General features: G+C 68.4%; 20 protein-coding genes and 7 pseudogenes. 18 read left to right on the forward strand and 9 right to left on the reverse strand.

Annotated features, from left to right (window positions below; translation table 11 throughout):
• Positions 1–675 precede the first annotated feature (675 nt).
• The 7 genes and pseudogenes from ACFYW9_RS40265 to ACFYW9_RS40295 all read left to right on the forward strand — a co-directional run.
• The gene (locus ACFYW9_RS40265) at positions 676–1,656 is read left to right on the forward strand and encodes a hypothetical protein (RefSeq protein WP_389160014.1); all 981 of its coding nucleotides are present in this window, start codon (positions 676–678) and stop codon (positions 1,654–1,656) included.
• Positions 1,657–1,963: 307 nt separating this feature from the next.
• Positions 1,964–3,361, forward strand: coding sequence for a Dyp-type peroxidase (locus ACFYW9_RS40270; protein WP_389160016.1), 1,398 nt, complete (start codon positions 1,964–1,966; stop codon positions 3,359–3,361).
• 744 nt (positions 3,362–4,105) lie between these two features.
• The gene (locus tag ACFYW9_RS40275; protein ID WP_389160018.1) at positions 4,106–5,524 is read left to right on the forward strand and encodes a hypothetical protein; all 1,419 of its coding nucleotides are present in this window, start codon (positions 4,106–4,108) and stop codon (positions 5,522–5,524) included.
• Positions 5,521–6,981, forward strand: coding sequence for a radical SAM protein (locus tag ACFYW9_RS40280; protein ID WP_389160020.1), 1,461 nt, complete (start codon positions 5,521–5,523; stop codon positions 6,979–6,981). The genes ACFYW9_RS40275 and ACFYW9_RS40280 overlap by 4 nt, the downstream gene beginning before the upstream one ends.
• 37 nt (positions 6,982–7,018) lie before the next feature.
• Positions 7,019–8,923 (forward strand): ferritin-like domain-containing protein, encoded by a 1,905-nt coding sequence (locus tag ACFYW9_RS40285; RefSeq protein ID WP_389160022.1) that lies wholly within the window; start codon positions 7,019–7,021, stop codon positions 8,921–8,923.
• A 7-nt stretch (positions 8,924–8,930) separates the two neighbouring features.
• Positions 8,931–10,070, forward strand: coding sequence for a hypothetical protein (locus ACFYW9_RS40290; RefSeq protein WP_389160024.1), 1,140 nt, complete (start codon positions 8,931–8,933; stop codon positions 10,068–10,070).
• A gap of 65 nt (positions 10,071–10,135) precedes the next feature.
• Positions 10,136–10,510: pseudogene (locus tag ACFYW9_RS40295) on the forward strand (transposase); the annotation flags it as partial.
• Positions 10,511–10,978: 468 nt separating this feature from the next.
• Here ACFYW9_RS40295 and ACFYW9_RS40300 read toward each other — a convergent pair.
• The gene (locus ACFYW9_RS40300) at positions 10,979–11,710 is read right to left on the reverse strand and encodes a DsbA family protein (RefSeq protein WP_389160026.1); all 732 of its coding nucleotides are present in this window, start codon (positions 11,708–11,710) and stop codon (positions 10,979–10,981) included.
• A gap of 97 nt (positions 11,711–11,807) precedes the next feature.
• On the opposite strand from ACFYW9_RS40300, the gene ACFYW9_RS40305 reads away from it, so the two are divergent.
• Both ACFYW9_RS40305 and ACFYW9_RS40310 read left to right on the forward strand, forming a co-directional pair.
• Positions 11,808–12,074 (forward strand): hypothetical protein, encoded by a 267-nt coding sequence (locus ACFYW9_RS40305; protein WP_389160027.1) that lies wholly within the window; start codon positions 11,808–11,810, stop codon positions 12,072–12,074.
• A gap of 382 nt (positions 12,075–12,456) precedes the next feature.
• Positions 12,457–12,684, forward strand: coding sequence for a hypothetical protein (locus ACFYW9_RS40310; RefSeq protein WP_389160029.1), 228 nt, complete (start codon positions 12,457–12,459; stop codon positions 12,682–12,684).
• A 49-nt stretch (positions 12,685–12,733) separates the two neighbouring features.
• On the opposite strand, the gene ACFYW9_RS40315 is transcribed toward ACFYW9_RS40310, so the two are convergent.
• Positions 12,734–13,318 carry a hypothetical protein gene (locus tag ACFYW9_RS40315; protein ID WP_389160031.1) on the reverse strand — a complete coding sequence of 195 codons (585 nt, stop codon included), beginning with the start codon at positions 13,316–13,318 and terminating at the stop codon, positions 12,734–12,736.
• A gap of 148 nt (positions 13,319–13,466) precedes the next feature.
• Between ACFYW9_RS40315 and ACFYW9_RS40320 the strand changes: the two are divergent.
• Positions 13,467–13,643, forward strand: a pseudogene (locus ACFYW9_RS40320) (Tn3 family transposase); the annotation flags it as partial.
• Between the two features lie 93 nt (positions 13,644–13,736).
• Here ACFYW9_RS40320 and ACFYW9_RS40325 read toward each other — a convergent pair.
• Positions 13,737–14,603 (reverse strand): GNAT family N-acetyltransferase, encoded by an 867-nt coding sequence (locus tag ACFYW9_RS40325; protein ID WP_389160032.1) that lies wholly within the window; start codon positions 14,601–14,603, stop codon positions 13,737–13,739.
• A gap of 81 nt (positions 14,604–14,684) precedes the next feature.
• Here ACFYW9_RS40325 and ACFYW9_RS40330 point away from each other — a divergent pair.
• Positions 14,685–15,077, forward strand: a pseudogene (locus tag ACFYW9_RS40330) (transposase); the annotation flags it as partial.
• Positions 15,078–15,138: 61 nt separating this feature from the next.
• Complete coding sequence (locus tag ACFYW9_RS40335) at positions 15,139–15,555, forward strand: DUF4259 domain-containing protein (RefSeq protein WP_389160033.1); 417 nt, start codon at positions 15,139–15,141, stop codon at positions 15,553–15,555.
• Between the two features lie 107 nt (positions 15,556–15,662).
• Here the strand turns inward: ACFYW9_RS40335 and ACFYW9_RS40340 are convergent, their stop codons facing one another.
• Positions 15,663–16,487 (reverse strand): hypothetical protein, encoded by an 825-nt coding sequence (locus ACFYW9_RS40340; protein WP_389160035.1) that lies wholly within the window; start codon positions 16,485–16,487, stop codon positions 15,663–15,665.
• 84 nt (positions 16,488–16,571) lie between these two features.
• Positions 16,572–16,745, reverse strand: a pseudogene (locus tag ACFYW9_RS40345) (ATP-binding protein); the annotation flags it as partial.
• 180 nt (positions 16,746–16,925) lie between these two features.
• Here ACFYW9_RS40345 and ACFYW9_RS40350 point away from each other — a divergent pair.
• From ACFYW9_RS40350 to ACFYW9_RS40370, 5 genes and pseudogenes are all read left to right on the forward strand, one after another.
• The gene (locus tag ACFYW9_RS40350) at positions 16,926–17,378 is read left to right on the forward strand and encodes a hypothetical protein (protein WP_389160037.1); all 453 of its coding nucleotides are present in this window, start codon (positions 16,926–16,928) and stop codon (positions 17,376–17,378) included.
• A pseudogene (locus ACFYW9_RS40355) lies at positions 17,345–17,860 on the forward strand (transposase); the annotation flags it as partial. The gene ACFYW9_RS40350 and the pseudogene ACFYW9_RS40355, both read left to right, overlap by 34 nt.
• Positions 17,861–18,280: 420 nt before the next feature.
• Positions 18,281–18,603: pseudogene (locus ACFYW9_RS40360) on the forward strand (transposase family protein); the annotation flags it as partial.
• 33 nt (positions 18,604–18,636) lie between these two features.
• Positions 18,637–18,978: a hypothetical protein gene (locus ACFYW9_RS40365; protein ID WP_389160039.1), complete on the forward strand. Its 342-nt coding sequence runs from the start codon at positions 18,637–18,639 to the stop codon at positions 18,976–18,978.
• 612 nt (positions 18,979–19,590) lie between these two features.
• On the forward strand, positions 19,591–19,980 hold the full coding sequence (locus ACFYW9_RS40370; RefSeq protein WP_389160041.1) for a hypothetical protein: 390 nt from the start codon (positions 19,591–19,593) through the stop codon (positions 19,978–19,980).
• A gap of 227 nt (positions 19,981–20,207) precedes the next feature.
• Here ACFYW9_RS40370 and ACFYW9_RS40375 read toward each other — a convergent pair whose 3' ends face one another.
• The 3 genes and pseudogenes from ACFYW9_RS40375 to ACFYW9_RS40385 all read right to left on the reverse strand — a co-directional run bounded on the left by ACFYW9_RS40375 (position 20,208) and on the right by ACFYW9_RS40385 (position 21,781).
• The gene (locus tag ACFYW9_RS40375) at positions 20,208–20,864 is read right to left on the reverse strand and encodes a hypothetical protein (RefSeq protein WP_389160043.1); all 657 of its coding nucleotides are present in this window, start codon (positions 20,862–20,864) and stop codon (positions 20,208–20,210) included.
• A gap of 79 nt (positions 20,865–20,943) precedes the next feature.
• A pseudogene (locus ACFYW9_RS40380) lies at positions 20,944–21,226 on the reverse strand (IS630 family transposase); the annotation flags it as partial.
• 288 nt (positions 21,227–21,514) lie between these two features.
• On the reverse strand, positions 21,515–21,781 hold the full coding sequence (locus tag ACFYW9_RS40385) for a DUF6959 family protein (protein WP_389160045.1): 267 nt from the start codon (positions 21,779–21,781) through the stop codon (positions 21,515–21,517).
• A gap of 168 nt (positions 21,782–21,949) precedes the next feature.
• Here ACFYW9_RS40385 and ACFYW9_RS40390 point away from each other — a divergent pair, with 168 nt between their 5' ends.
• A complete protein-coding gene (locus ACFYW9_RS40390; RefSeq protein WP_351863623.1) occupies positions 21,950–22,267 on the forward strand; it encodes a hypothetical protein in 318 nt (105 codons plus the stop codon).
• 142 nt (positions 22,268–22,409) lie between these two features.
• Here the strand turns inward: ACFYW9_RS40390 and ACFYW9_RS40395 are convergent, their stop codons facing one another.
• On the reverse strand, positions 22,410–22,691 hold the full coding sequence (locus ACFYW9_RS40395) for a barstar family protein (RefSeq protein ID WP_389160047.1): 282 nt from the start codon (positions 22,689–22,691) through the stop codon (positions 22,410–22,412).
• Between the last annotated feature and the right edge of the window lie 639 nt (positions 22,692–23,330).

A 23,330-nucleotide genomic window follows, 5' to 3' on the forward strand; every position in this document is an offset into this window, starting at 1 on the left:
CTGAGCCTCCGCTCCTATCAGCAGACGACGCTGCCGCTCGTCGAGGTGCGGCAGTATTGCCTCGAACTTGGCTGCCAGCACGGCCCGTTGCTCTTCCAACTCACTCATGCCGGACCAACGAACCACCGAACGAAAAGCCACGAGTTAAAGATCTGCACGCCCTAAGGCTTGGGCACAGCGACATTCTTCCCACCCGCCCCACAGGGCAAGCCGGTTCAAGATGTCACCCGATCGTGCGGCAGACCCAGGTCCATCACGACTCCAGTACGGCGATGGAGGAGCAGGGCAGGCCGGACGTGAACTGCTACGACCACCGTCAGCGCCGACCATGGGTGTGACGGAATGAACGGTCTGAAGCTGGGCAGCTTCGCACATTCGCTGACCGACGGTAAGAGATGCGTGCCGCCTGTCCGCGGTGTCTCATGAAGAGAGGTGGCATCCCTCACCGGCCGGCCGGGGGCCGCTGACGGTCTCGCAGAGGGATCGGCCCACGAGACAGGGGCGGCACCGAAGCTTCCTCCGCTTATGCCATGACATGGATCACCGGTCGAGGCCTGCGGCGGCGAAGTTCTCCAGTGGAAGGTGGAACACCGTCAGCCCCTCCTCGCTCTCCGGAACGAAGTCGAAACGGCCGGCGACCACGCCAGGATCGGGCACATCGGAGACAAGCAGACCATGCCTCAGGAAAACACCCAGGGGTTCACGGCGATATCGCTGGAATGGGAGCCATGGCGGATCGCTTTCGGCCCGGATGGACGCAGAGCCTACGTGGCGACGTCAAACACCGGAAGTGAAGGAGGCGGCGAAGGCCGGGTGTCGGTGATCGATCCGGCGGCCGGAACAGTCGTCGTCGACATCGACCTCGATACCCTTTTCCTCGGAATTCTCGGCGGCGACCTGGCCGTGACCCCGGACGGTCGCCATCTCTACGTGACCGGTGCGCGTGAGGTGACGGTACTGGACCTCGCCACGAACCAGGTGGCAACAAGAATTCCGCTCCCCGAACGCCTGACGCTCGCGACGGGAGTGGCCATCGCCCTCGACGGGAGCCGAGCCTTCGTGCTGGCGCAGGGAGGTGGCGACGCGGGTGAAATGTGCGTGATCGACACGGCGTCCCAGTCGATCATCCACCGGATCGGGCTGTCGTTCGAACCTTTCGGGGTGGAACTCGGCCCCGACGGGAAGCGGGCCTACGTGAGCCATTCCGGCGATTCCGGGAGTCTGATCGACCTCGCCACCCAGGACGCCGAGATTCTCCCGTTTCCCTTTGAAGGCGGATTCCGGATGGCGATCACCCCAGACGGCATGCGCGCTTACGTCGGCAGGGATCACAACGACGATCTGTGGGTGACAGAGCTGGCGACCCACAGCGTGACGGCCGTTGTCCCTACGATGCGCAACATCGGCGACGTGACCATCACGCCGGACGGGGGTCTGGTCTACGTGTCACAAGGCGGGGGCCACGGGGACGAGCCGAACGTGATGGTGGTCGATACCGCCACGGACGAGCTCACATGTTGCCCTGTCTCGTGGTTCAACGCCCAGCCTCGGGGGATGGCGATCGCCCCGGACGGAAAACGCGCCTGCGTCACCGACTCTCGCCACCGCAAGGTTTTCGTCGTCCCGGTCCCCGAAGCCCCGCCGGTGCAGGGTTGACATCTCTCCGTCCGACGGCGAATGCCCGTGGACCCGAATCGCCCAGCCCGACTCCCATGGTCACCCACTGTTCCCCCATGGTCACCCACTATGACGAACCGAAGTCGCATATGACATCGAAATAATCCAGGATGGGCATCAGGTCCTGAGGCACGCTCATCGGCCTTCTCTCCGCCTTCCGGCCGGCCATCACGCCAAAGCGCGCCGCCGACGGCACCAGGACCATCATCCGACGCCTCCGGCACCATTCGGCCCACGGGCCAGGCTGGAGAGGCACCGGGTTCCGGACTTCACGAAAGGCGCCAGAATGCCCGTCGATCTCGACAATCCCGAACCGCTGTCGTGGAAGAACGCCACCGGCGACGCCGACACCATGTTGCAGAACCTCCAGGCGAACATCCTGAAGGGTCACATCCGTGACCATCTGCACATCCTGCTGCTCCAGTTCGGCGATGGCCCGGAGGTCCCCGCGGAGGCCCGGGGGTTCCTGGCCCGACTGGCACAGCTGGTGAAGTCGGCCAAGACGCAGCTCGAGGAGCTGGAAGAGCACAGACGCAGCCGCACCCAGGGCACGCCGTACGTCGGCGTGGGGCTGACCAAGGCCGGCTACGACCGGTTGGGCCTGTCGGACCGGGCCCCTTCCAACGAGGCCTTCCAACGGGGGATGCGCGCCGAGAGCACCCGGGACAAGCTGGGAGACCCGGAGATCGCACAGTGGGAGACCTGGTACCAGGACGAAATCCACGCTGTCGTCCTGGTCGGCGACGAAGGGCCCGTCCCCGCCGACACCAGGCTTCAGGAGATCGAGGCCCTGCTGTCCGGCTCCATCCGGGTGGTCGGCAGGGAGCGGGGTCGCGCACTGCATGACGCGGACGGCCGCGGCATCGAGCATTTCGGCTACGTCGACGGCCGTAGCCAGCCGGTGTTCCTCTCCGAGGAACTGGACCAGGAACGGCGCCTGACGGACGGCGTCTCGGTATGGGATCCGACCCAGCCGCTGGGACGCGTCCTGGTCGCCGACCCGGCCGCACTCAACTCCACGACGGACTTCGGCAGCTACTTCGTGCTGCGCAAACTGGAGCAGAACGTGCGGGCGTTCAGGGAGGCAGAGGAGGAACTCGCCAACGCCCTGAAACTCGTCAACAGCGACCGCGAGCGGGCCGGCGCGATGCTCGTCGGCCGCTTCAAGGACGGCACCCCGCTCGCTCTGCAAGGCGGGGCCGGAGCGCACAGCCCGGTGATGAACGACTTCACCTACGCGAGCGATGGCGTCGCCGACAAGTGTCCGTTCCAGGCACACATCCGCAAGACCAACCCGCGTGGGTCCGGGCATTTCGAATCGCCGGAGGGCGAGCGACGCCACCTGATGGCCCGGCGCGGGCAGACATACGGGGAACGGGTGAACGGTGATCTGCCCGAGGGTGGTGTCGGCCTGCTGTTCATGGCGTTCAACTCCGATCTGAACGACCAGTTCGAGTTCACGCAGGCCAACTGGGCGAACAACGACGGTTTCCCTGATCACGGCGATGAGCCCGCGCCCGGCCTCGACCAGGTCATCGGGCAGGGCGAGCGGCCGCCGGCCGCCTGGCCGCGGGTCTGGGGCGAGCCGGAAGGCCAAGAGGCCCCCGCCGCGCGGCAGGCGGTGACCATGAAGGGCGGCGAGTACTTCTTCATGCCGTCGCTCCCCTTCCTGCGCGGGCTGTGAGCGGCGCCCGCCGATCTGCAGCGAGACGGCGGACGCGATCCCGGCCGGATCCTCCCGGAACGTCCGGCCGTCCGTGAGACCGAGAAGGCTTACGGAAGGAGGTGCGAAAGCGGTGTGCCGGAGCACGCGACCAGGCGATCCCGGGCACACCCACGGCAGTTGAGCGCATTCGGGTCGACACTGTGCACAATAATTCCGCTTGTGCCCTGTGTCTCCTGCGGGTCCCGCGTCCCGCCGGGAGGTGCCGACATGTCCTCGTCGTTCTCCGCCCCCGGATTCGCCGACGAGGTGACTCCCGGTGTCCTCGAGCACTGGAACCATGTGGTCGAGGATGAGCTCAAACGCCTCGAACCCCTCCACTGAAGCCCGTACTCCACGCTCGAACCCGGTGATCCGGACGCCCGGCGGGTGGCCGTCACCTGGTTCGGGAACCCGGCGGAGCCGGAGTTCTGCTTCGACTCAACGGCAGAAGAGACAGCCGCACCCTGACGGCGCCGCTGGAGACCGCAGGCATCCGTACCGGTTCCAGCGCGACGACCAGCGCAGCTGGATCGGCTTCACGACGGCGTGTCCAACCTGGAGAGCAGCGACCGGGAAGGGGCATCTCCATCAGCGCCGGTGAGTCCGGCCCAGACACCTGGACCGTGGGCGGTCACCTGCCGGTGCGGGACACCGCTTCCTGTCCGGGAGCCGAGGTCTTCGGGTGAACACACCCTCTCTCCCCGATGGAAACGGAGACGCACGGTGATCGAAAAGTTGTGGCTCTACCCGCCGCTGGCCTTCGCCCGGCTGGGCCCGTCCCCCACCCCGTGTGAGAACTACCGCTACGGGCCCAACGACCTGACCCCCCGGGGCACCGGCAAGACCGTGGCCCTGCCCGCGCCCTCGCTCGTCGTCGCCGCTGACGGCACCCTGACGGAACGCTCACCCCAGGGCAACCGGGTCCAATTCAAGGACGAGCACGGATGGCGGCCCATCTGCCCGTTCTTCGAAGTGCACGGCTCGTGGGTCATCGACGGGGTGCGCGGCGAAGGCCCGGTCACCACCGAGGTGCTGGACGCCTTCGGCCTCACCCCCGCCGACGTGCGGTGGAAGGTGGACGTCGCCAATCTCAAGGCGCACCAGTGCACCCGGGCGGACGACGACCGCATCGACGCCACCGTGGAGGCCGCCGGGAACGAGCACCGCAAGAGGCCCCTCGAAGGACGCTCCCCCCAGGCTGCGGCCCGGCCCCTGGTGCCCCCAGGACGACACATCCCGCTCGGCTCGGTCCAGATCCCGCGGCCGAACGCCGCCTTCCCCGAACTGCGGCTGCGCTTCACCCCCGCCGCCGGGCTGGTCTACGGCCCCACGAGCCTGCTCCAGATCACCGGCCGGTATCCGCTCCCCGCCGAGCAGTTGTTCCTCTCCCCGAACTCCCACTGGCGCGAGTTCAACGCTGCCGCCGGCTCCGACCGGAGAACCGCGCCGTCCGGCCTCTACGCCGGGGCGGCCGAGCCGAACGGCACCACCACCAGCCTCGGGCTCGTGGACGACGTGTGCGACGGCCTGGTCACCGTCACCGTCGGCGAGCTGACCGCCCGGGCCCGCGTCGTCGTCACCCCGCCCGACTTCGCCCCCGACCGCAGGCCCTTCACCTCCCTGGCCGACGGCCTGGCCGACCGGGTCAAGCGCGCCGAGGTCCGCGACCCCGCCTACATCTCCGAGAACCCTCAGCTCACCGCGCTGGAGGTACGCGACCTGTTCGAACGGGCCCTGGAAGCCATGGACGCCGTCAACGTGGACGCCCAGAACCAGCGCGCCACCGGCGAGAACATCGACACCGCCCAGAGCGAGGGAAGTTCGATCGCCGAAGCGCGTGCCCGTACCTTCCCCCCGCCGGTGCCCCTGACCGGGATCGTCCTCGCGCTCGCCGAACACGGCCGGCGCAAGCACCGCCGTTTCCCGGCCCTGGAGGTCCTGGAGGACCTCATCCGCGAACAGCCCGACTTCATCCAGCGGTTCGTGAGACCGCCTGCCACCGAGGACCCCTGGTACGACCGCCGCATGCCCGTGGCCGTCCGCGGATCCGACGCCTTCCCCATGCACATCACGCGTCGCCAGTACGACCTGCTCGTGGCCTGGGCCCGTTCCGTGCGTGCCAACGTGAAGGAGGGGTCGTGAGCGTCCTCCTGCAGATCGGCCGCCGCCCCCCGGAGCCGGAGCCGGAGCGGGGGCCGGGCCCGGACAACACCCGCCCCGGACTCCCGGCCGAGACCAGGGTCTTCCGCAGCGCCCACGGGGCCCACCTTTTCGTGGCCGACGGAAGCCGCATCTATGACCTGCCCGAGGCCACCGCCGTCCGGCTGGAGGCCTGGACGGCGGCCGCGGGCGCGGCGGCCCACGATCCGGTCACGGAGTCCGCCCTCGCCGCCGAACTGGGACTGCCCCTGTGGGGCGCGGCGGGAGCTCCCACCCGCCGCATCGACGGCACCCCCGCCGCGGTGCCCCCGCTCGCTTCCCTCTCGCTCAACGTGATGCAGGCCTGCAACCTCAGCTGTGGGCACTGTTACGCGGACGAGGGCCGGTTCGGCGGCAACGCCCGCGCCATGCCCCGCGAGACCGCCTTCGCCGCCGTGGACCGGCTCCTCGCCGACGCCGCACCCGGGGCCGCGGTCGTCGTCGGCTTCATGGGAGGCGAACCGCTCCTCGCCCGCGAACTGGTCCACGACGTGGTCGGCTACGCGACCCGGGCCGGGGCCGACACCGGGCACGCGGTCCGCTTCGCCCTCACCACCAACCTCACCACCGTCCGACCCGAGGACGCCGAGCTGTTCGCCGCGCACCCCTTCACCGTGGCCGTCAGCCTCGACGGCGACCGCGCCGGACACGACGCACTGCGTAAGGCACCCGGCGGAGCCAGCGCCTACGACCGGCTGCGTGCCGGGCTGGACGTGCTGAACCGGCACGGGCGGCCCCGCCACCTGTCGGCACGGGTCAGCGTCACCCCGTACACCGGGCGGCTGAAGGACGTCCTGGAACACGGGATCGGCCTCGGCTTCGACGAGGTCGGCTTCGCCGCCGTGGTCAGTGCCCCCGATCCGGCCTACGAGATCGGCGCGGGCGCTTTCACCGGGTTCCTGGAGCAGATGACCGAATGCGGCGAGGCCGCACTGGCCGCGCTCGCCACGGGCAGGCCGTACCCCTTCGGCAACTTCCAGACCGCGATGTACGAGCTCCACACCGGCGGTCACCGCCCCTACCCCTGCGGGGCCGGCGCGGGCTACCTCAGTGCCTCCGCCGAGGGCGGCCTCTACGCCTGCCACCGGCTCGTGGACGACCCGGCGTTCCGGATGGGTTCGGTCGAGGAGGGACCCGACCGGGCCGCGCGGGCCGAGCATCTCGCGGCCCGCCACGTGGACCGGGCGCAGCCCTGCCGGTCCTGCTGGGCCCGTTACCTGTGCGGCGGAGGCTGCTACCACGAGGTCGCCCGGCGAGGCCGCCCCGGCTGCGACTACATCCGCGGCTGGCTGTCCTTCTGCCTGCGCGCGTACGTCGAACTCGCCGAGAGCGCACCGGAGTTCTTCCGACGGACGACTGCGTCCGACCTGCCCGGCGATCCTGCCGGGCTGGCCCGCTGACCGTGCCTGTGACCACACCCGGACGAAGGAGCCGACCGTGAACAACCCGATCCCCGGCAGCGTGGACCTCCCCGTACCCGAGGGGAAGGTCTTCCCCCGCAACCTCACCGCGCGGGCCGACTACGCGGTCCCGGGAAACCCTTCCGGCTCCCGCCCGGAAAGCGGTGTGGACAACTGCTTCCCCGGTCTGGAATTCGACCAGCGCAACCTGGAGAAGGCGTTCTTCCCCGGCCTGCTGTTCGACTTCCACCACGGCGCCGGCTCGCGGCTGATCGGCGTCACCGAGGGCGCCCCGGCCGTACTGGACCTCACCACCGCCGACCTGGGCACGGGCGTCGCGGGGGACCCGTGGCGGCTCCACCTGTGGGGGGTGTGCGGGCGGACCACCGTGGACCAGCCGGAGTCGGAGGCCCCGGTGTTCCACGCCACCTCACGCAGCGGTCTCGCCCTGTGGCGTCACGTCCACGACCTGCTGCCGGGCCGGATCGCCATCCTGCTCGGACCCACGCCTGGATTCCAGTCCCCGGGCGCGAACATCGTGCCCGACGGCCTCAACGCCTGGCGCATGCGCAACGACACCACGGTGCAGCGCGACGACGGGAGGGTCGCGGCAGCCGTACTGATCGCCGACCGGGCCGACTACCTCGACCCCGACGGAGTCATCGACCCCGACGTTTACCTGCCCGGAGACCTCACCCGCAGCCTGTGCGCCCCATGGCAGTACGACTTCCGAGAGTGCGGGTGCTACTACTGGGCCGCTTCCAAGCCCGACATCTCCGCCAGCCCCGACGGCCGGTTCCACCCCCTCAACTTCCAGCGCTCGGACCGGACCCTGCCCCCGCCCAAGCTGGACACCCCGAACATCGGCGAACGGGAGGGCGACGAACTCGACCACCCCGCGCTGATCACCAACTGGAACGTGCTGCCCGTCGTTCTCAACGGCCGCGAGGACGACAGCCTGGGCCCGGGCGCACCGTTCGAACTCGCCGAGATGACCCACGGGAAGGTGATCGAGGAACTGGAGCGGCTCGCCGGCGTCGAGCACGCCCTGTGTCTGGAGTACCTGTACGCGCACTACTCGATCAACGCTCCGACCACGCTCGCCCCCGGTACGAACCCCGAGTCGTCCATCGCCCGGTTCCACGCGGCCGCGGCCGAGGTGTTCTCGGTCGCGGTGGACGAGATGCGCCACCTGAGATGGGTCAACGAGGTCCTGGGCGTGCTCGGCAGGCCGCCCAGGCTCGACCCGCCGCCGCTGGGCACGGTCATCCAGCTCCAGACAGGTCAGGTCTTCGAGCTGAAACCGCTCACGGCCGCCCAGCTGGACTGGTTCATCCGGGTGGAGAGCACCAGCGCCGACCTCGATCCGAACGGCATCGACGGCATGTACGTCCGACTCCACCACACCATCGTCCAACGCCCCGACCTGTTCCCGCAGTCCGACCGGCTCTCGCACCTGATCAAACTCATCATCGACGAGGGTGTGAACCACTTCGAACGGTTCACGGCGGTCAAGGGACATCTCTCGGAGTTCGCCGAGGAGGAGTACCTGCGCAGGCTCGACAGGACCCCCGGCCCGCTGGACCTGCAGCTCCTGCAGCTCGCGGACCTCAACTACGCCGTTCTGCTCGGCACGATGAAGGAGACCCTGGCACTGGGCGACAGTGCCGGAGGCGTACTGATCGAACACGCCCGGCGGGCCATGACCAGCCTCCACGAGGTCAACCACCTCCTCGCCTCCCGCGATGTCGCCCCTCGCTTCCGGCCCCCGCAGCCCGACGTCGTCCCGGCACTCCCCGACGGTCAGGCCACCCTCGCCGCCGCCCGCGCCGCCCGGCAACTGCAGGAGACCATCAGCTCGCTCGACGGCGCCGATCTGCGCGGCATGATGGATCGTCACCGGGCCACCACCGACGCCCTGATCGCCGACCTCATCCTGTGAGGATCCCGTGAGGCCGACCACCGTCGCGATCGCCGGATCCGGACTCGCCGAACTGACCTGCGCCTGGCTGCTCGCGGCGCGTGGTCACCGAGTCCGGCTCCGGCCCCGCCCGACCTGCGGTCCCCGCCCCCTGCTGCTGGGCGACGGCACCCTCGCACTGCTCCACGCCCTGTGGGGCACCGAGGCGGAGGACGGGCCGGCCACCGACAGCCACCGCCTCACCCACCGGCACGCCCGCTGGGCCCCCGACCACGACGCCGACCCGCCCCTGCCGCAGCCGGCGGCGGTCGTGGACGGCGCGCGGCTCGCCCTGCGGCTGCTGGCCCGCCTCGCGGACCGGTACCCGGACGTCGTGTCGGAGGAAGCGGACCCGGAGGGACCGCCCGACCGGCCGGCACGGCCCGACGCGCGGGTCCCGCACGACCCGCAATCCTCGCCGGTACTGCCCAGCACCCCTGGACGACCGGTAGTGCACGACGCGCCCGTACCGCCCGTTCCGCCTGACGCGACCGTCCCGCAGTGGACCGTCACCGCCACCCCGTCCGACCGGATCGGTGCGTACCGGACCGCCGGGCGACGGCATCTACTGGCCGGGGAGGCGCCCTGCGCGGCCGGTGCGGCCGGGCAGGACGACACCACCGCCCGCCTGGAGTGCACCGACGACGCCTGGCTCCACCTCACCCCGCTCGGCGATGGAAAGGCGCTGCTCCAGGCGATGGTCCCCGGCCCGGTCGAGCACCCGGCGCGACACCTCGGCCGCCTCCTCGCGCGCAGCCCCCTGGCAGCGAGACTCGCACAGCCGCCCGCCACCGCCGTCGCCCTGCCCGCCGCGCCCCGCCTCCATCGCGCCCCGGCGACCGCGCCGGCCGGCCGGACCCCCGGCCGGCTCCTCGTCGGCGCGGGCGCCATCCGCTACGACCCCCTCAGCGGCACCGGTACCGCACAGGCCCTGCGTACGGCCGTCCTGGCCGCCGCCGTGATCGACTCCGCCGCCGTCGGCACCCCGGCGGACCGGCTGTGCGCCCACTACGCGGCCCGCCTGCACACCGCGTTCCGCGACCATCTCGCCACCTGCGCCCGGCTCTACCCCCAGGCATTCCCCACCCGCGCCTGGCAGCACGAACTTGACGCCTGCCGGTCGGGGTGACGGCCGGGCGTCCGTCCCCTCGAACTGTGGAGATCATTCAAGGTGCCGGTCCCAGAGGGGAGTTGACACTGCCGCGAACCGTCTTCGGACAGTCCGACACGACAGCTGTCCAGGCTCAGATGTGGCACGTCCTGGACGCCCTGGAAGCCAAGTTCCCCGAGGCCGCTGGCCACTTGGACGCCGCTCAGCATGAACTGCTGGCGTTCACCGCGTTCCCGTGCGAGATCTGGCGGCAGATCTGGTCGAACAACCCGCAGGAGAGGCTGAACAATGAGATCTGTCGCCGCACCGACGTGGTCGGCGCCGTGCTGGTCGAGCAGAACGACGAATGGACCGAAGCTCGCCGCTACATGGGACCCGACCCGCTGGCCAAGGTCCGCCTCCACCCGATCGAGTCAGAAACCGACGAGACCACCCTGCCCACCGAACTCACCGCATAGCCTCAAAACGAGATCACCGAGTGGCCGTCGATACACCGCTCCCGCAGACGTGACCGGCACTGCTCGTGCGACGGTCAGGGCGCGGCGAGTCCTTCACGACTCCGAGCCGTGTGAGAGGCGCCGCCTGATCACGGCGCACAGTAACTGGCTCACCGGTCCACGCACCCGACGCAGGGGCACCATCTCCTCACAGCAGTTCTCCCTCAATACGGCCATCGGGCCGAACGCCGCCGGCCCCGAGCCCGGCGTGCGCAAGTAAGCGGCTCTGTACCGGGAACGAAATCGGTGCGAGCGCGATGCCGATGGCACATCCCCGAGGGCGGGCGGAGCGCGGCCTGCGCGGTCACCCCGAGTCCGTTCGCCTCGATTCGACTTCTCCGGAGCTGAAGCCCGCTCGGGAGAAGTCGCAGCGGGCAGGATCGATGCGGCGGGCCCGGAGCCGCGCCTCGCCGGTGGTGGCGCGTCCGTTCACAAGGAGGTCGCCACCCAGTCCCAGGGCTTGTCGGAGATCTGCTGGAGCAGGCTTTCGAAGGCGGCGCCGTTGAGGAGCAGGCTGTTGTACTCCATGGGGATCCGCTTGTCGTTGATCACGGCGGTGGGTGTCCCGGGGCCCTCGGGTTCCTTCGCTCCGCCGGCCTTCTCGTAGGCCTTCTCGGAGGCGGTGACGAAAGAGCGGTACTTCATGCTCTTCACGGCCGCGCTGAACTCCGGTCCGCCCAGACCCTCCACCTGGCCGGCCAGTTCCAGCAGATACGCGTCGGTGTAGCCGTCGACGCTCTCCTCGGGCTGGTTGGCGAAGAGCACCTCGTGGTACTCGACGAACCTGCCCTCCTCCAGTGCGGCACGCAGGGCGTTGACCGCCCTCTTCGACCCGCCGCCACCCAGGCGGTCGTCCAAGAAGGAGGCCAGTGTGTACTCGGCCTTGGCCCGGTGGTCGAGCATCATCTCCCGAAGCTTCGGGGAACCGCCGGTCGTCTCGAACTCCTCGCAGTACGGACAGCGCGGATCCTCGTACAGGTGCACGGTCATCCTCGCGTCCGGATCGCCCACGAGAATGGTGGTGCCGTCCTTCGCGAGCTTCTCGGGCAGCTTCTCCGCACTCTCGAACACAGGCTTGGCCTGCGCCGCCTGCTGCCCGCACCCGGCCAGCATCAGCACCGCGGCCGCGCACAGCACAGCGACCCGTCTCCCACGCACCATGCGTCTTCCCTCCACGATGAACAGCGTGACCATAGATCACCAGTGCGAAGAAAGCACGTGCCGTTACGCCCGCGAGACAGGAGGCGCATGCGGCACCATGACGCCCCGCGGCGAAAGGTCGCTTCCGGCCACGATCGCCCCGGCGCGACCGCCTCTCGACGTCCTCAAGACCGGCCGCCTGCTGTTCACCAACCCCATCGCCCAGATCCCCACCGGCACCGCCGTCTCCCCGATCCCGCTGCCCCTCCACCACATCCGCCAGGCCCTCACCGCACCCGACGAAGCCCAGGCCGTCGTCCTCGCCTACGAGACAGGACTCGTCTCACCGGGCGAGTCCGCTGACACCACCAACCCCTGCCGATAGCCGGCAATTCTCGAGCCAGGCATGTCCGACGCCGGCCCTCCCGTACCAGACGTGAAAAACCAGTTCAGCTTGGCGCTGATCACCTTGGTGTGACCTGAGGCTTCTGGTGAGGGACTAGGTGAGGGACTACGGGAAGGCCGAGGGAGACCGGGCCGCTTCGCGCGATACGGCGGGCCTGCTCGCGCTTGCCCCGTGGGAAGGTGAGCGTGAGGTCGAGCCCTTCGGTCTCGCCTCGCCAGTCCTCCTGGACAGCCCGTTGGCGGCGTGCGATCAGGTCTTCCTCCAGTTCGTCGAGGCGGGGGACCGTCTTCGGGTTGATGCTCGGCATGGGGCAGCGGACGCCTGCATCAGATGCCCCGCCCTGCGACCAGATCCCGAGCAGATGCCCCGCTTGGAGGAGATCCACGCGAACCTGCTCCACCGACTCCAGGAAGCCGAGGAACAAGGCTGGCTCGGCGAGGTCGCCGCGATCGAGGCCAGTCTTGCCGCCGCCGAGCAGAAGCTCGCCGCGATGCGCGACGTCGCGGCCCGGCACACCACCGTCCACCTCGGCATGTCCGACTTCCGCTCCAGTGCCGGCCGACTCCCCCCGAGTTCTGGCAGCGATTGACGCCCATCGGTCTTCGGCCGCTTCGGACCTGGCCGCCCATGAGGTGGGTTCAGGTGCGAGGAGGCAGGACCTCGGTGACCGTGGCCGTGCCGGCGACAGGTCTGCCCTCGTGCATGGTGATCACGTCGCCGACCTTCAGATGCCGCCATTGGCCGGGGCTCAGAGGAGCCAGCCGAACGTCGGCGGTCTCCCCGGGACCGAGCTCTTCCGCGAACTCCACCCACAACGTCGCGATGTTCAGATCTCGCTCTCCGTCGGCAGTGCGGTTACCGGTATCCCACAGTGGTCTGAGCCGACCGTCCGCGGAAAAGGCACTCTGGCGTCCGCCCTCTTCTGCTCCCACCAAGCTCAGCGTCGCCCGGACAGTGCCGTGCTTGACTTCCCAGCCCCGCCACTCGCACCAGCGGCGGCTGCGGTCGAGCATCATCTGCCGAGCGGCCTCGGCGAGAAGCTCCCAGAAATCCACGGACACGGGCTGCACATCCGCGATCTCGATGAGAAGATCGAGCACCATCTCCCATTCCTGGTGCTCGATGTCCTCGCGCACATCCCCGACCGTCACGCCGTTCTCTGCCACGGCGTCCTCAGGCAGCAGTTCGACGGCCTGCCGAAGGAGTGTGAACGCGTCATCCATGTGGTGGATTGTCTCCTGACCACGGACGCCTTGTCACAGGCGGCCAGGCAGGCCCCACGGCGCGACACGACCGAACGCGCTTGGGCAGCAGAGTTTCTGACCGCTGCTTTCAGCAACATCACTGCAACCGGCCTCGTCGGGGGATCGGCTGGGCTGGTTCGGACAAGACCAGCTCGGCGCCCTCGGACCGGCCCTCAACTCCGCAGTCCTGTTCGACAGCCTCTACATCGGCGCCGCCGTCAAACAGCCGGACGCCGACGGCTTCCCCGTCACCGGCGAGCTGCTCGCCCGGCTCTCCCCACTCCAGTACGACCACATCGACTTCCTGGGCCGCTACGCCTTCACCCGGCCGGCCGCGCCGGGCCTGCGGCAGCTGCGTTTGCGTAGGTCAGGACCCCCACTCGGCCTGTGGTGCGCCTCAGGAGAACTCGTATCCGGCGAAGTCGGCGACGTGAACGTACCCGATGCGCTGGTAGAGGGCATTACTGGTGGAGTTGTCCGGGTCCGTGAACAGGACGACGTCCGTCGCGCCCGCGGCCAGCGCCGCCCGGCTCACCTCGACCGTCACGGCGCCCGCGTAACCGCGGCCTCGGAGGTGGGCCGGGGTGTAGACGGGGTCGATTCGGACCATGCCGCCGACGACCGAGGTCGCGGCCGCCATCGAGACGGGCGTGCCGTCCGGGGTCTCCCAGAACGTGAAGTGCCTGTCGCCGAAACGCGAGTCGTCCCAGGAGCCGGCGTCGATCAGGTCGATGGAGCGCTGTTCCCCGACGTCGACACAGAACTCACGGCACCAGCGCACAACGTGCTCACGGTCCTGCCCGCCCGTGCTGCGACCCCGGCCCTCCGGGCACGGCTGCGGTGGGGTGAGGGTACCGAGACGGTAGAGATGCGTCCGCCAGAAAGGTACCGGGGCTGCGCCCGTGTGCCGCTGCCACGACTCGGCGAAAGCGCCGGCGGTGTCGTGGTCCGCGATGACGTTGGCGGGCGAGTGGCCGAGGACGGCCAGATGGGCGGCGAGGACGTCGGTCTGCTCGACGGAGAGGGGGGTGAGGCCCAGGCGGCCGCGCGAAGTGAGATAGAAGATCGCCTGGACCTCGCCTCCGGACTCCAGTCGGCCGAAGACGGCGGTGACGGGGCCGTGTGCGTCCGGCCTGCGTATCCGCAGCTTCTCGATGTCCGTCAGCGGCGTGTTGTGCAGGGCGGGGCGCGAGCGCAGGAAGTTCCCGGCTCGGGCGAGGAAGTCATCGACGTCTTGGGTGAGGTGCCAGTCATCCGGGAGCATGCTTCATGATCCCGGATCTCCTCGACTCGGGAAGTAATTGCTCAATGCCTTTCAGCCACGTGACGTAAATGTCCCCAACCGCCCGCACCCCGCGTGGTGACGAGATGGATCCTCAGCCGACCCGAGACGCTGACCGAGATCGAACAACTCCGGCTCAAGGCCGTCCTTGCCGACTGCCCTGAACTCGAAGCCCTGACCGGTCACGTCCGGCCCTTCGCTCACATGCTCACCGAGCGGCAGGGGGAACGACTCCCGCAGTGGTTCGACGCCGTCCGCCGGTACGACCTTCCCAGCCTCGACACTCTCGCGGCCGGCATCGACCGAGACCGTGACGCCGTCATCGCCGGCCTGACCCTGCCCTGGGACTCCGGCGTCGTCGAAGGACACGTCAACAGGATCAAGATGCTCAAGCGCCAGATGTTTGGTCGCGTCGGCTTCACACTGCTCCGCAAGCGGGTCCTGTTCGCCCCGTGACCGATGTCAGCGGCTCCTGGAACCATGCCCTCGTCCGAGACAGCCGTATCAGGAGCCATAGATGGGAACGTGGGGAACCGGCCCGTTCGACAGCGACCTCGCCGCAGACTTCGTCGATGAACTTGAGGGACTCACCCACCAGCAGGTCATCGACGTGCTGGGGCGGGCATTCCAGCGAGTCACCGATTCGGGAGAACGCGTCGGTAGCGGAGACGAGGCCGAAGCGGTTGCCGCCGGCGCCCTCGTCGCCAGCACCCTCCCGGACAGCCCCATCGTGATTGACCCCGATGACGGCCCCAGGGAACCGCTGCCTAATCTGCCGGCCTCCCTTCGCGTGTCGGCGAGACTCGCACTGGACCGGGTTCTCCAGGACGGATCAGAAATGGCAACCGGCTGGGTGGACAGCGCCGACGCCGACCAGTGGCGCCAGGAAGTGCGACAGATCCTCCAAGCACTCGAAACACCTACTGATCACTAATCGTGACCGCTTCACGGAAGTCGTGCCAGAACCCTCGTAAGGGCAGCGTTTGTCCGTCGGTTCGGACAGCAGTTGCAGATCTTGAGGGTCGTGAATGTTCATGAGAATTAGCGGCGCGTGCGACGCGCGCTGTCTCGCTCGTCCTGACCGTGGGGGTCACTGCCGAGACATGACTGGGTGAGTCCGGCTCCGATCTTGGTCAGCATCTGGCCGAGGAGGTGTAGGGCTCGTGGCCGTGTTGGCGCTCCGCGGGATGTTCCCGTCCAGTAGGCGTCAGTGAGCTTCTCTGTCACCGTGAGGATCTGGTCGTCGTTCTGGGTGGCCAGGACGAGGACGAACCGCACGTAATCGCCGATGTCGGTGCCCTGGGTGTACTGGTGCGTGAAGGTTTGCAGGCGCGGCGTCAACGCGGGCAGGGTGCGGTCCGTCGGGAAGAGCACGGCGAGTCCGGCGAGGGCGAGGCGAACCGCTGGGCATTCGGCCGACCAGCGTCCCAGTAGATCTGGAACGTGAGCCTGGACCGCGTTGCGGGCCCGGGCCTCGCTGTCGGGATCGGCGTGCTGAGGGGTGGCCGGCCAGCTTTCGGCGAGGTGGCGTTCGGCGACAGTGGCAGCCCTGACCAGCAGTTCGACGGCTTGGAACCGGTGTCGGGCGGGAACGCGGTCGTCGACTGCGAGGGCTGTGACCAGGGCGAGGCCGTCAGCGGTGGCGGGCTGGCAGGTGTCCTGGTGGAGGATCTCGTTGTAGAAGTCGCCGAGGAAGCTCCAGTCGTCCCAGTAGGCGTCGATCTCGGCGTCGAACAGCATCGTGGCCTGGGGCGGCCTGGGGCCCGGCAGACGGTCGGCGATGACGTCCCGGAACAGCTGCCGGATCGGCGGACCAGCAGCGTTCGTGTTATGCCGGGTCTGCTCGGGTTCGGTGTGCGTGTCCATGACCACCGCAGCCTATTGGAGCATCTCGGGCCGATGGCCCGTCGCCTGTGTGGGAGCGGGTTGTCGGCCCTGAGCCTGTCGCGGTCAGCTGGCCTTGGCCGACTCCTCAGCTCGGGCTCGGGTGGAGGCGAGGTGGTAGGAGTCGGTGCCGGTTTCGATGATGGTGCCGTTGAAGGTGAGGCGGTCGACGACGGCCGCGCAGAGGCGGGGGTCGGTGAACGTCTTCGTCCAGCCGCCGAACGACTCGCTCGAGGCGATGCCCGCCGCCACGAACGCAAAGCCGAGCGCTTCCTCGCGTTCGTTGCCGTCGCCTCGGCTCTCATCGGGTATCGCCGTCCCAGTAGATGAGCCGACCTGACGGCGAGCAGATGCCGATCATCCCTGCGGTGTCAGTGGCAGCCCATAAGGTGCGTCCAACATCTCGAAGGAGAAGCTTCCGTGGGATTTTCGGGTCACCTGGTCTTTGCTCGCAGCAACCGCCCTCTGCTGGAAGCTCCCGTGTTCGACAGCTTCGACGAAGAGCTCAAGGCCACCGTGCGCACATGGGAGTCCCGGCCGGGCGGCTGGCAGACGCTCCGGTTCGATCACGGGGTAGGGAACGACGCGGACCTGCCCGCCTTGGTTGAGTGGAGCAGGGCACCGGCCTGCGTCGCCGACGTCTCCGATAGTTCCCTCGCTCTCGTGACCGGGCTGGACACCACCGGACAGCGTTGGCAGGCATGGCTGAACCTGGACATCGCCGCCAGGCTCCTGGTCAAGGAGCCTGAGGACCTCGATGATCAGCTCTTGTGGCTGGACACGCCGGAGTTCCACGACGCCGTCAGACATAAGCGTGCGGAGCTTGATGCGGAGATTCCCACCGACGCCGAGGGCGCCGTTGCCTCGGCCTGAACCACGGCCGGTTCGACGTCGGCCGACTGCGGACGGTGCTGACCGGCCTGTCGTCGCCGCGTTTCGACGGTGGGCGCCTGGTCCTGGCGGTCGATGTGTCGCCGTGGCTTCGTTCGGCCGCACCATGTTCGGCGGAGAGGCTGTTCTGCCATGTCTACGGCCGGGCGACGACTGCGTCGCAGTTCATTCCGGGCTGGCCCTACTCCTTCGTCGCCGCGCTGGAGCCAGGCGCCACGTCCTGGACCGCGATCCTGGACGCGGTCCGGCTCGGCCCGGCGGACGACGTGACCGCGGTCACCGTCGCTCAGCTCCGAGGAGTCGTTGAACGGCTCATCACCGTCGGCCAGTGGCAGGCCGGGGACCCGGACATCGTGGTCGTCAGCGATGCAGGTTACGACGTCACCCGCCTGGCCTGTGCCCTCCGTGACCTGCCGGTCGAGCTGGTCGGCCGGGTCCGTTCCGACCGTGTCATGCGTTTGCCGAAGTCACCGCGGATGCACGGCGTCAACGGCCGACCGGCTCATCCCGGCCTGGGTCCGCCGGGGTTCAGGAACATTCGCGCTCACCTCGCCTGTCCGACCCGTGTTCCCAAACCCCGAGGCGTCAGCCCCGGACAGCCACCCGGAGCCAAGAACGAACTCCGGGCACCCCGCTACGACGTCGGCAAAACCGTCAAACGACCCGAGACCCTCAAGGCCATCGGCAAGCCCGGAATATCTTGGTAGATGAAAAAACAAGCTAAGCGGGCGACGAGGAGCAAGATGATCGGCCCAGGGCGTGAAGATCGCAACGTGATGCGATGCCTGTGGCGGTGTGCTGACATGCGACATCGGCCAGTTCATCGACCGCGGGCGCCTGTGGTGGGGAACGGAAAGCGCCTGCCGGTCATGCACCGTCGCGTGGGCGCGGTCCACGGCATCAGGGCAGCCCGCTCCCGCGGCCTGCTCGACGCCCTCAACACCGGCGGCCTCCGGTGCTTGGGCCGACGAGGCGTAACCAGGGCTCCGGCCCCGCCGTCCGCGTCCCGTTCCGCGGCCGCTGGAACGAGCTCTCCGCCGGGAAGAAGGCCGTCAACCGCGCCCACGCGAAGATCCGCGCAATCGGCGAACAGGCCATGGCCACCCTCAAGTCCTGGCGCCTGCCGCGGAAACTCCGCTGCAGCACAACCCGCATCACCGACCTCGTCGAGGCCGTCCTCACCCTGGAGCTGACCACCTCAACCTGAGGAGGAAGCCTCACTGCCTCCTATACTCCTGGCGTGTTTGATACATCGAACCTCTTCCACGTTTCGTCCGTGCTCAATCGGCGGTCGATCGCACAGCATGGCCTGGATTGGACCCGGATGGGCGCCGCACCGGGGATCGCCGGCAGCCGCCGCCCTGAGGTGGAGGGGATCTTCGTCTGTCGGGGCGAGGAGACAGCGGAGTTCTTCCTTCAGATCAACAACACCGGTGGGCCGGTTGATCTCTGGTGCGTGGACGGCATCGATGAGGGATTGCTCCTCGACAACGGCAACGGATTCTTCTACCTGCCCGGCCGCATACCAGCCGCGCGAGTCCGCCTCGTGCGATCAGATGTTCCTCCGCAGCTTGGTTTTTGACTTCGCGCGGCGGTAAGGCTGGGGGCGGGCCCACGCGGAATCTGGCTGCGAACTCGGCGAAGGTATGGCTGCAGCGCAGGTGGACAGGGACGTCAGCGCCGGGCGGCTGCAGGTCAGCCGCCGCCGACTGCCGATCTTTCGTCGCCGAGTGGCCAACCCCGCAGCGCGGAAGCGGCAGTTGCAGCCCGGATGGGTGGGCAATGACTCGGGGCTCTAGGACGTGTTGTGAAAGTGGATCAAGGTCCTGAGTAATCGCGTGCTGTGGAGTTGGACGGACTGACATACTCCGCGACGTGACGACTGACCACGGCTCCGGCCCGACTCTGACCGTCGGCGAGCGCGACACCGACCTCAACGTCCGGCTGAGCGAGGAATTGGTCGCCTTCAACACGGCCGCCACAGGTGTGACTGACCGCGGAACGTTCTCGATCAAGGTCACCGATGAAGCAGGTGAACTGGTCGGCGGGCTGGCCGCATGGACTTGGGGCTGCCTCTGTCGCCGCATAGAGTGCTGTCGCGAGGGTGGCCACGTCGTTCGTCACAGAACGACCTTGGACACCCTCGTTCTCGTCTCCGCAGGCACCCCTTGGACCACACCACCAGGAGCAACCGGTGTCATACCCGCAACTGCCCACCCCCGAGGCGAAGCTCGCCGACGCGAAGGAGCTGTTGAGCCTCCCGCCTATCGTCGTGATCTGCGGATCCACCCGCTTCATGACCGAGATGAACGAGGCCGATCTGCGGGAGACCAAAGCCGGAAAGATTGTCGTCAAACCGGGCTGTGACATGAAGTCGCCGCACGAACTTTGGTCCGATCCTGTCGAGGCCGAGGCGCTGAAGGTCCGACTCGACGATCTGCACCGGGCGAAGATCCGGCTCGCTGATGAGGTGCTCGTAGTCGGCGACTACATCGGAGACAGCACCCGAGCCGAAATCGCCTACGCCCGGTCGCTGGGCAGGCCCGTGCGGTTCACGCACCCCGAAGTCGACCTTGACGCCTGACCGCCCGCTGCCACCTCGACAACCAGGGCCGGCAGCCCGCCGCCTGACCGTCTCGCGGTGGCTTCGGCCGCCGCCCACCCCACACCCTCCGCAGGCATCCCTTGGAACTGATCATCTAGTGCCGCATCAGGTTCGCCGGGTTGCCGGTGGGGACGGTTGGTTCGGTGCGTTCTCGCCGCGGTACGGGCACGGTCATCGGACTGACCTAGGCTCAAGTCGATCCGCGCCTATGATCGCAGCGTGCTGTCCCAGTGCCATGTGGTGAGACGAGGGTGCCCGGGCAGTTCGGTGCGCCCGGTGGCCCACAACAGGGTGAGCCAGGGATCCGCGCCGGCCGGGGCTTCTGGGAACAGACGGGCGAGCACTCGCGAGCAGAGAGCGGACGGCGGGGTCCAGGCAAGCCCGAAGCCTTCCGCCAGATCGTGCGTGTGCACCAGCGTCTCCACCACCCCCATTGCCGCGAAGCCCTCGGGGTCTGACACCCCGCTGGCATGGTGGGCGCGGACCCGGGGCGGCGTCGTACGCACCATGGCGACCAGCAGCGCGCCAGTCGCCTCCAGCACCTGAAGCAGGCCGGCCGGACCCGCGTCACGGTCCGCGAAGAGGAAGTTCCAAGGTCCGCCCGGCCTCTTCTGGTTCAACGCGATGGGCACATGGGTGTCCAGCGGCGGGCTCTGCGGTCCCAACTGGACGGCGTAGTAGAACAGGTCGTCGGCGAGGTGCTCGAGGGTCTCCCAGCAGTCCCACTCCAGCGAACCGGCCTTGCCGTCCCACTCCGTCGCGGGTGCCTCACGAAGGACGCCCACGGCGAGCCGCACAGCAAGGTCGACATCGTCCGCGGTGACGGGAGACAACGCTGATCCCGTTTCGACTGATCGTGACATGGCAGCACCGTATCGCGATGGGAGCGGGCAGCCCCTTCCAGCTTGTGCGTTGTCCGTGTTGGGGCGCCAGTTCGGTTGTTCATGCGGCTTTCGGACGGGGGCGGCCCCAGCGGGTGCCCTTCTCGCTGCAGATGCGGATGCGGGCACGTTCGCGGCGCCGGGCTTGCAGGACGGTCGGGGTGGCGGCGGTGGTCGTTGCGTCGGCGTAGGCAGTCCTGCATCTGCCGGGTGAGTGCTGGGTGGTTGGGCGGGTCGTTGTTGTCGATCACGAGGCTGCGCAGTGGTCCGAAGTGCGGCTCGATGAGGTTGGCCCAGGAGGCGTCGGTCGGGGTGAAGCACAGGTGCACCTTGTGGGCTGTGGCTCAGGCCCGGACTTGACGCGGTCCCGGCTTCCGGTCTGGCGTGGCCCCAGCCGACGATGGGTCGGCGATCTCCTTCACCCCTCGCCACGAGTCACACCACGTCAGGTCGTTGACTGACCGTGGCGACACTCCTCGGAAGGCATCGAATTCCATTCGGTATTCGCGCCGTCGCGCGTCACCATGAGCAACGGACGCGATCGCAGGACCTGCCCGACGAGTTGCCCGCGCATGACCACCCCGGGATCATCCGATCCTGCGTAGCCCTCGGGCGAGACCGGAGCCTTGAGATCAGTACGGCCGCGGGATCTCGTGGGCATCCAGCGCGGCGGTGTACCGCGCCAGCAACTCATCCAGGTCAGCAAGCAGAAGGCCCGCGGTTTCCCGTGCCCCGGCGAGGTCGCCCTGCTCGCAGGCTTCAAGGACTTCGGCAACTTCGCTGCGGATGACGGAGAGAGAGTCACCCTGGATCAAGACGCCGGGGAACCGGCGCGGTGGCAGGCGCACCACAGCGTTGTTCCCACCGTCCGTGAACAGCTCTGCCTCAACGTGCTCCATCGCACCATCCAACCTGACATCACCAGTTGACATCAACTACGGCGTACACAGGCAGCCGTGAGCAATCGAAGGCGCCCGGCGCGCGAGGGCCTCAAAGCTCCATGGCGGCTGATGGGCCGAACTTGCAACGCAGTGGTCGCGGGCTTCTGGGCAGGCCATGATCTGCCCATGGACGAGTACACCTGGCCAACGCGCCGCCCCAACGTGCCGGGGCAGTCGCCGGAGGAAGTCTGGACGGCGACCCTTGCGGCCCTCCCCCTGGGAGCCTCCGTCGCAGGAGAGGTAATCGGACGCCAGCCCTTCGGCGTCTTCATCCGGGTCGACGGGATTCCGGGCGCCGTCGCACTGGCCGAAATCATTGCCATGCCCGAGGGCATGGGACTGCCCGTTCTCGGGGCCCGCATCCGCGGTGAGGTCATCGGGCACGCTGAGCACAACCACCAGGTGAGAGTTCGGCTGCACGAGTCGGGGACATCGCTCGGGTGATCACGCCTGAGCCGTCCCTGGGCCGTGCGAGGGCGCTCAACGACGACCAACGCTGACAACCACCGACAGCCAAGTCGCAGGTCGCAGCGTTGATCGATTGCATGGGCGCAGGCCAGAGGCCCGGCCCTTCACTTCTCCGGCTTCAGACATCACCCGATACGTACTCAGCCACGAACCCAGAGCTCACCTCGGCGCTGTAGAGGGTGAGCGCTCGCTGAAGCATCTCCGCGCCGCGTGGCACACGCTCCGCCAGCGCGTCCCAACCGATGAAGCGCAGGCGGTCGGGAATCGTCACGAGGCCCGTGATGGCATCCCAGAAGGCGTCCCAGTTAGCCCCGTAGAAGTCCGGGAAGCCCAACTCCTCCTTCAACAGGCTGTGGAGACTGCGTTCGTCGGTCGCCTCACCGACATTGATTGTGATCATCGGGACATGCTTCCACTTCCAGCAGGCCGGCTGGGTTCCGTACAGCAGTGAAGTACAGCAACCGCACCAACCGGCCCTGTCCAGCGGCGACCTCGTAAGGCCGTAGTGCGAATGGTTTGACCCTCACCGACCGATCCGCATAGAGCTACGGATCAGAAGACGTAACCTGGTTGGCGGTGAGGTCGTCCGCACGGTAAAGGCCGCGACCCGGGGTGCGACAAGGGTCGGCTGCCTCACCACCACCTCAAGCCCGTGCCACTCTCGTGCCGGAACGGGCGGGGACTCACAGGGACTCGGCGACAACAACGGAGCACAAGGGTGCACTTGCCCCAGTGCACGTCTGCGCAGTTCATCCCAGCAGCCGCCCAACCTCGCTCCTAAAGTGGTGGTCGGCCAGCAGGGCAGGTGGCTGTCCGGCATCGAAGTACAGCAACCGTCGCGACCAGCCCCGTCTGCCACCGGCCCTGGGCAACCGTCTGGCATGCCCGGCAGACCTCGGCGATCACCGTGCCCATGGTTCGCATCGTGATGGTCGACGAAGCATGTCAGCGCAGCGCGTTGATCGCGTAGAGGGTGCCGAGTCCGGCGGCCAGTGTGCCCAGGAGCAGGCGGAGGAAGGTCTCGGGCATCCGCGGCTGG

Source organism: Streptomyces sp. NPDC002698 (genome assembly GCF_042888945.1).
GTDB lineage: Bacteria > Actinomycetota > Actinomycetes > Streptomycetales > Streptomycetaceae > Streptomyces.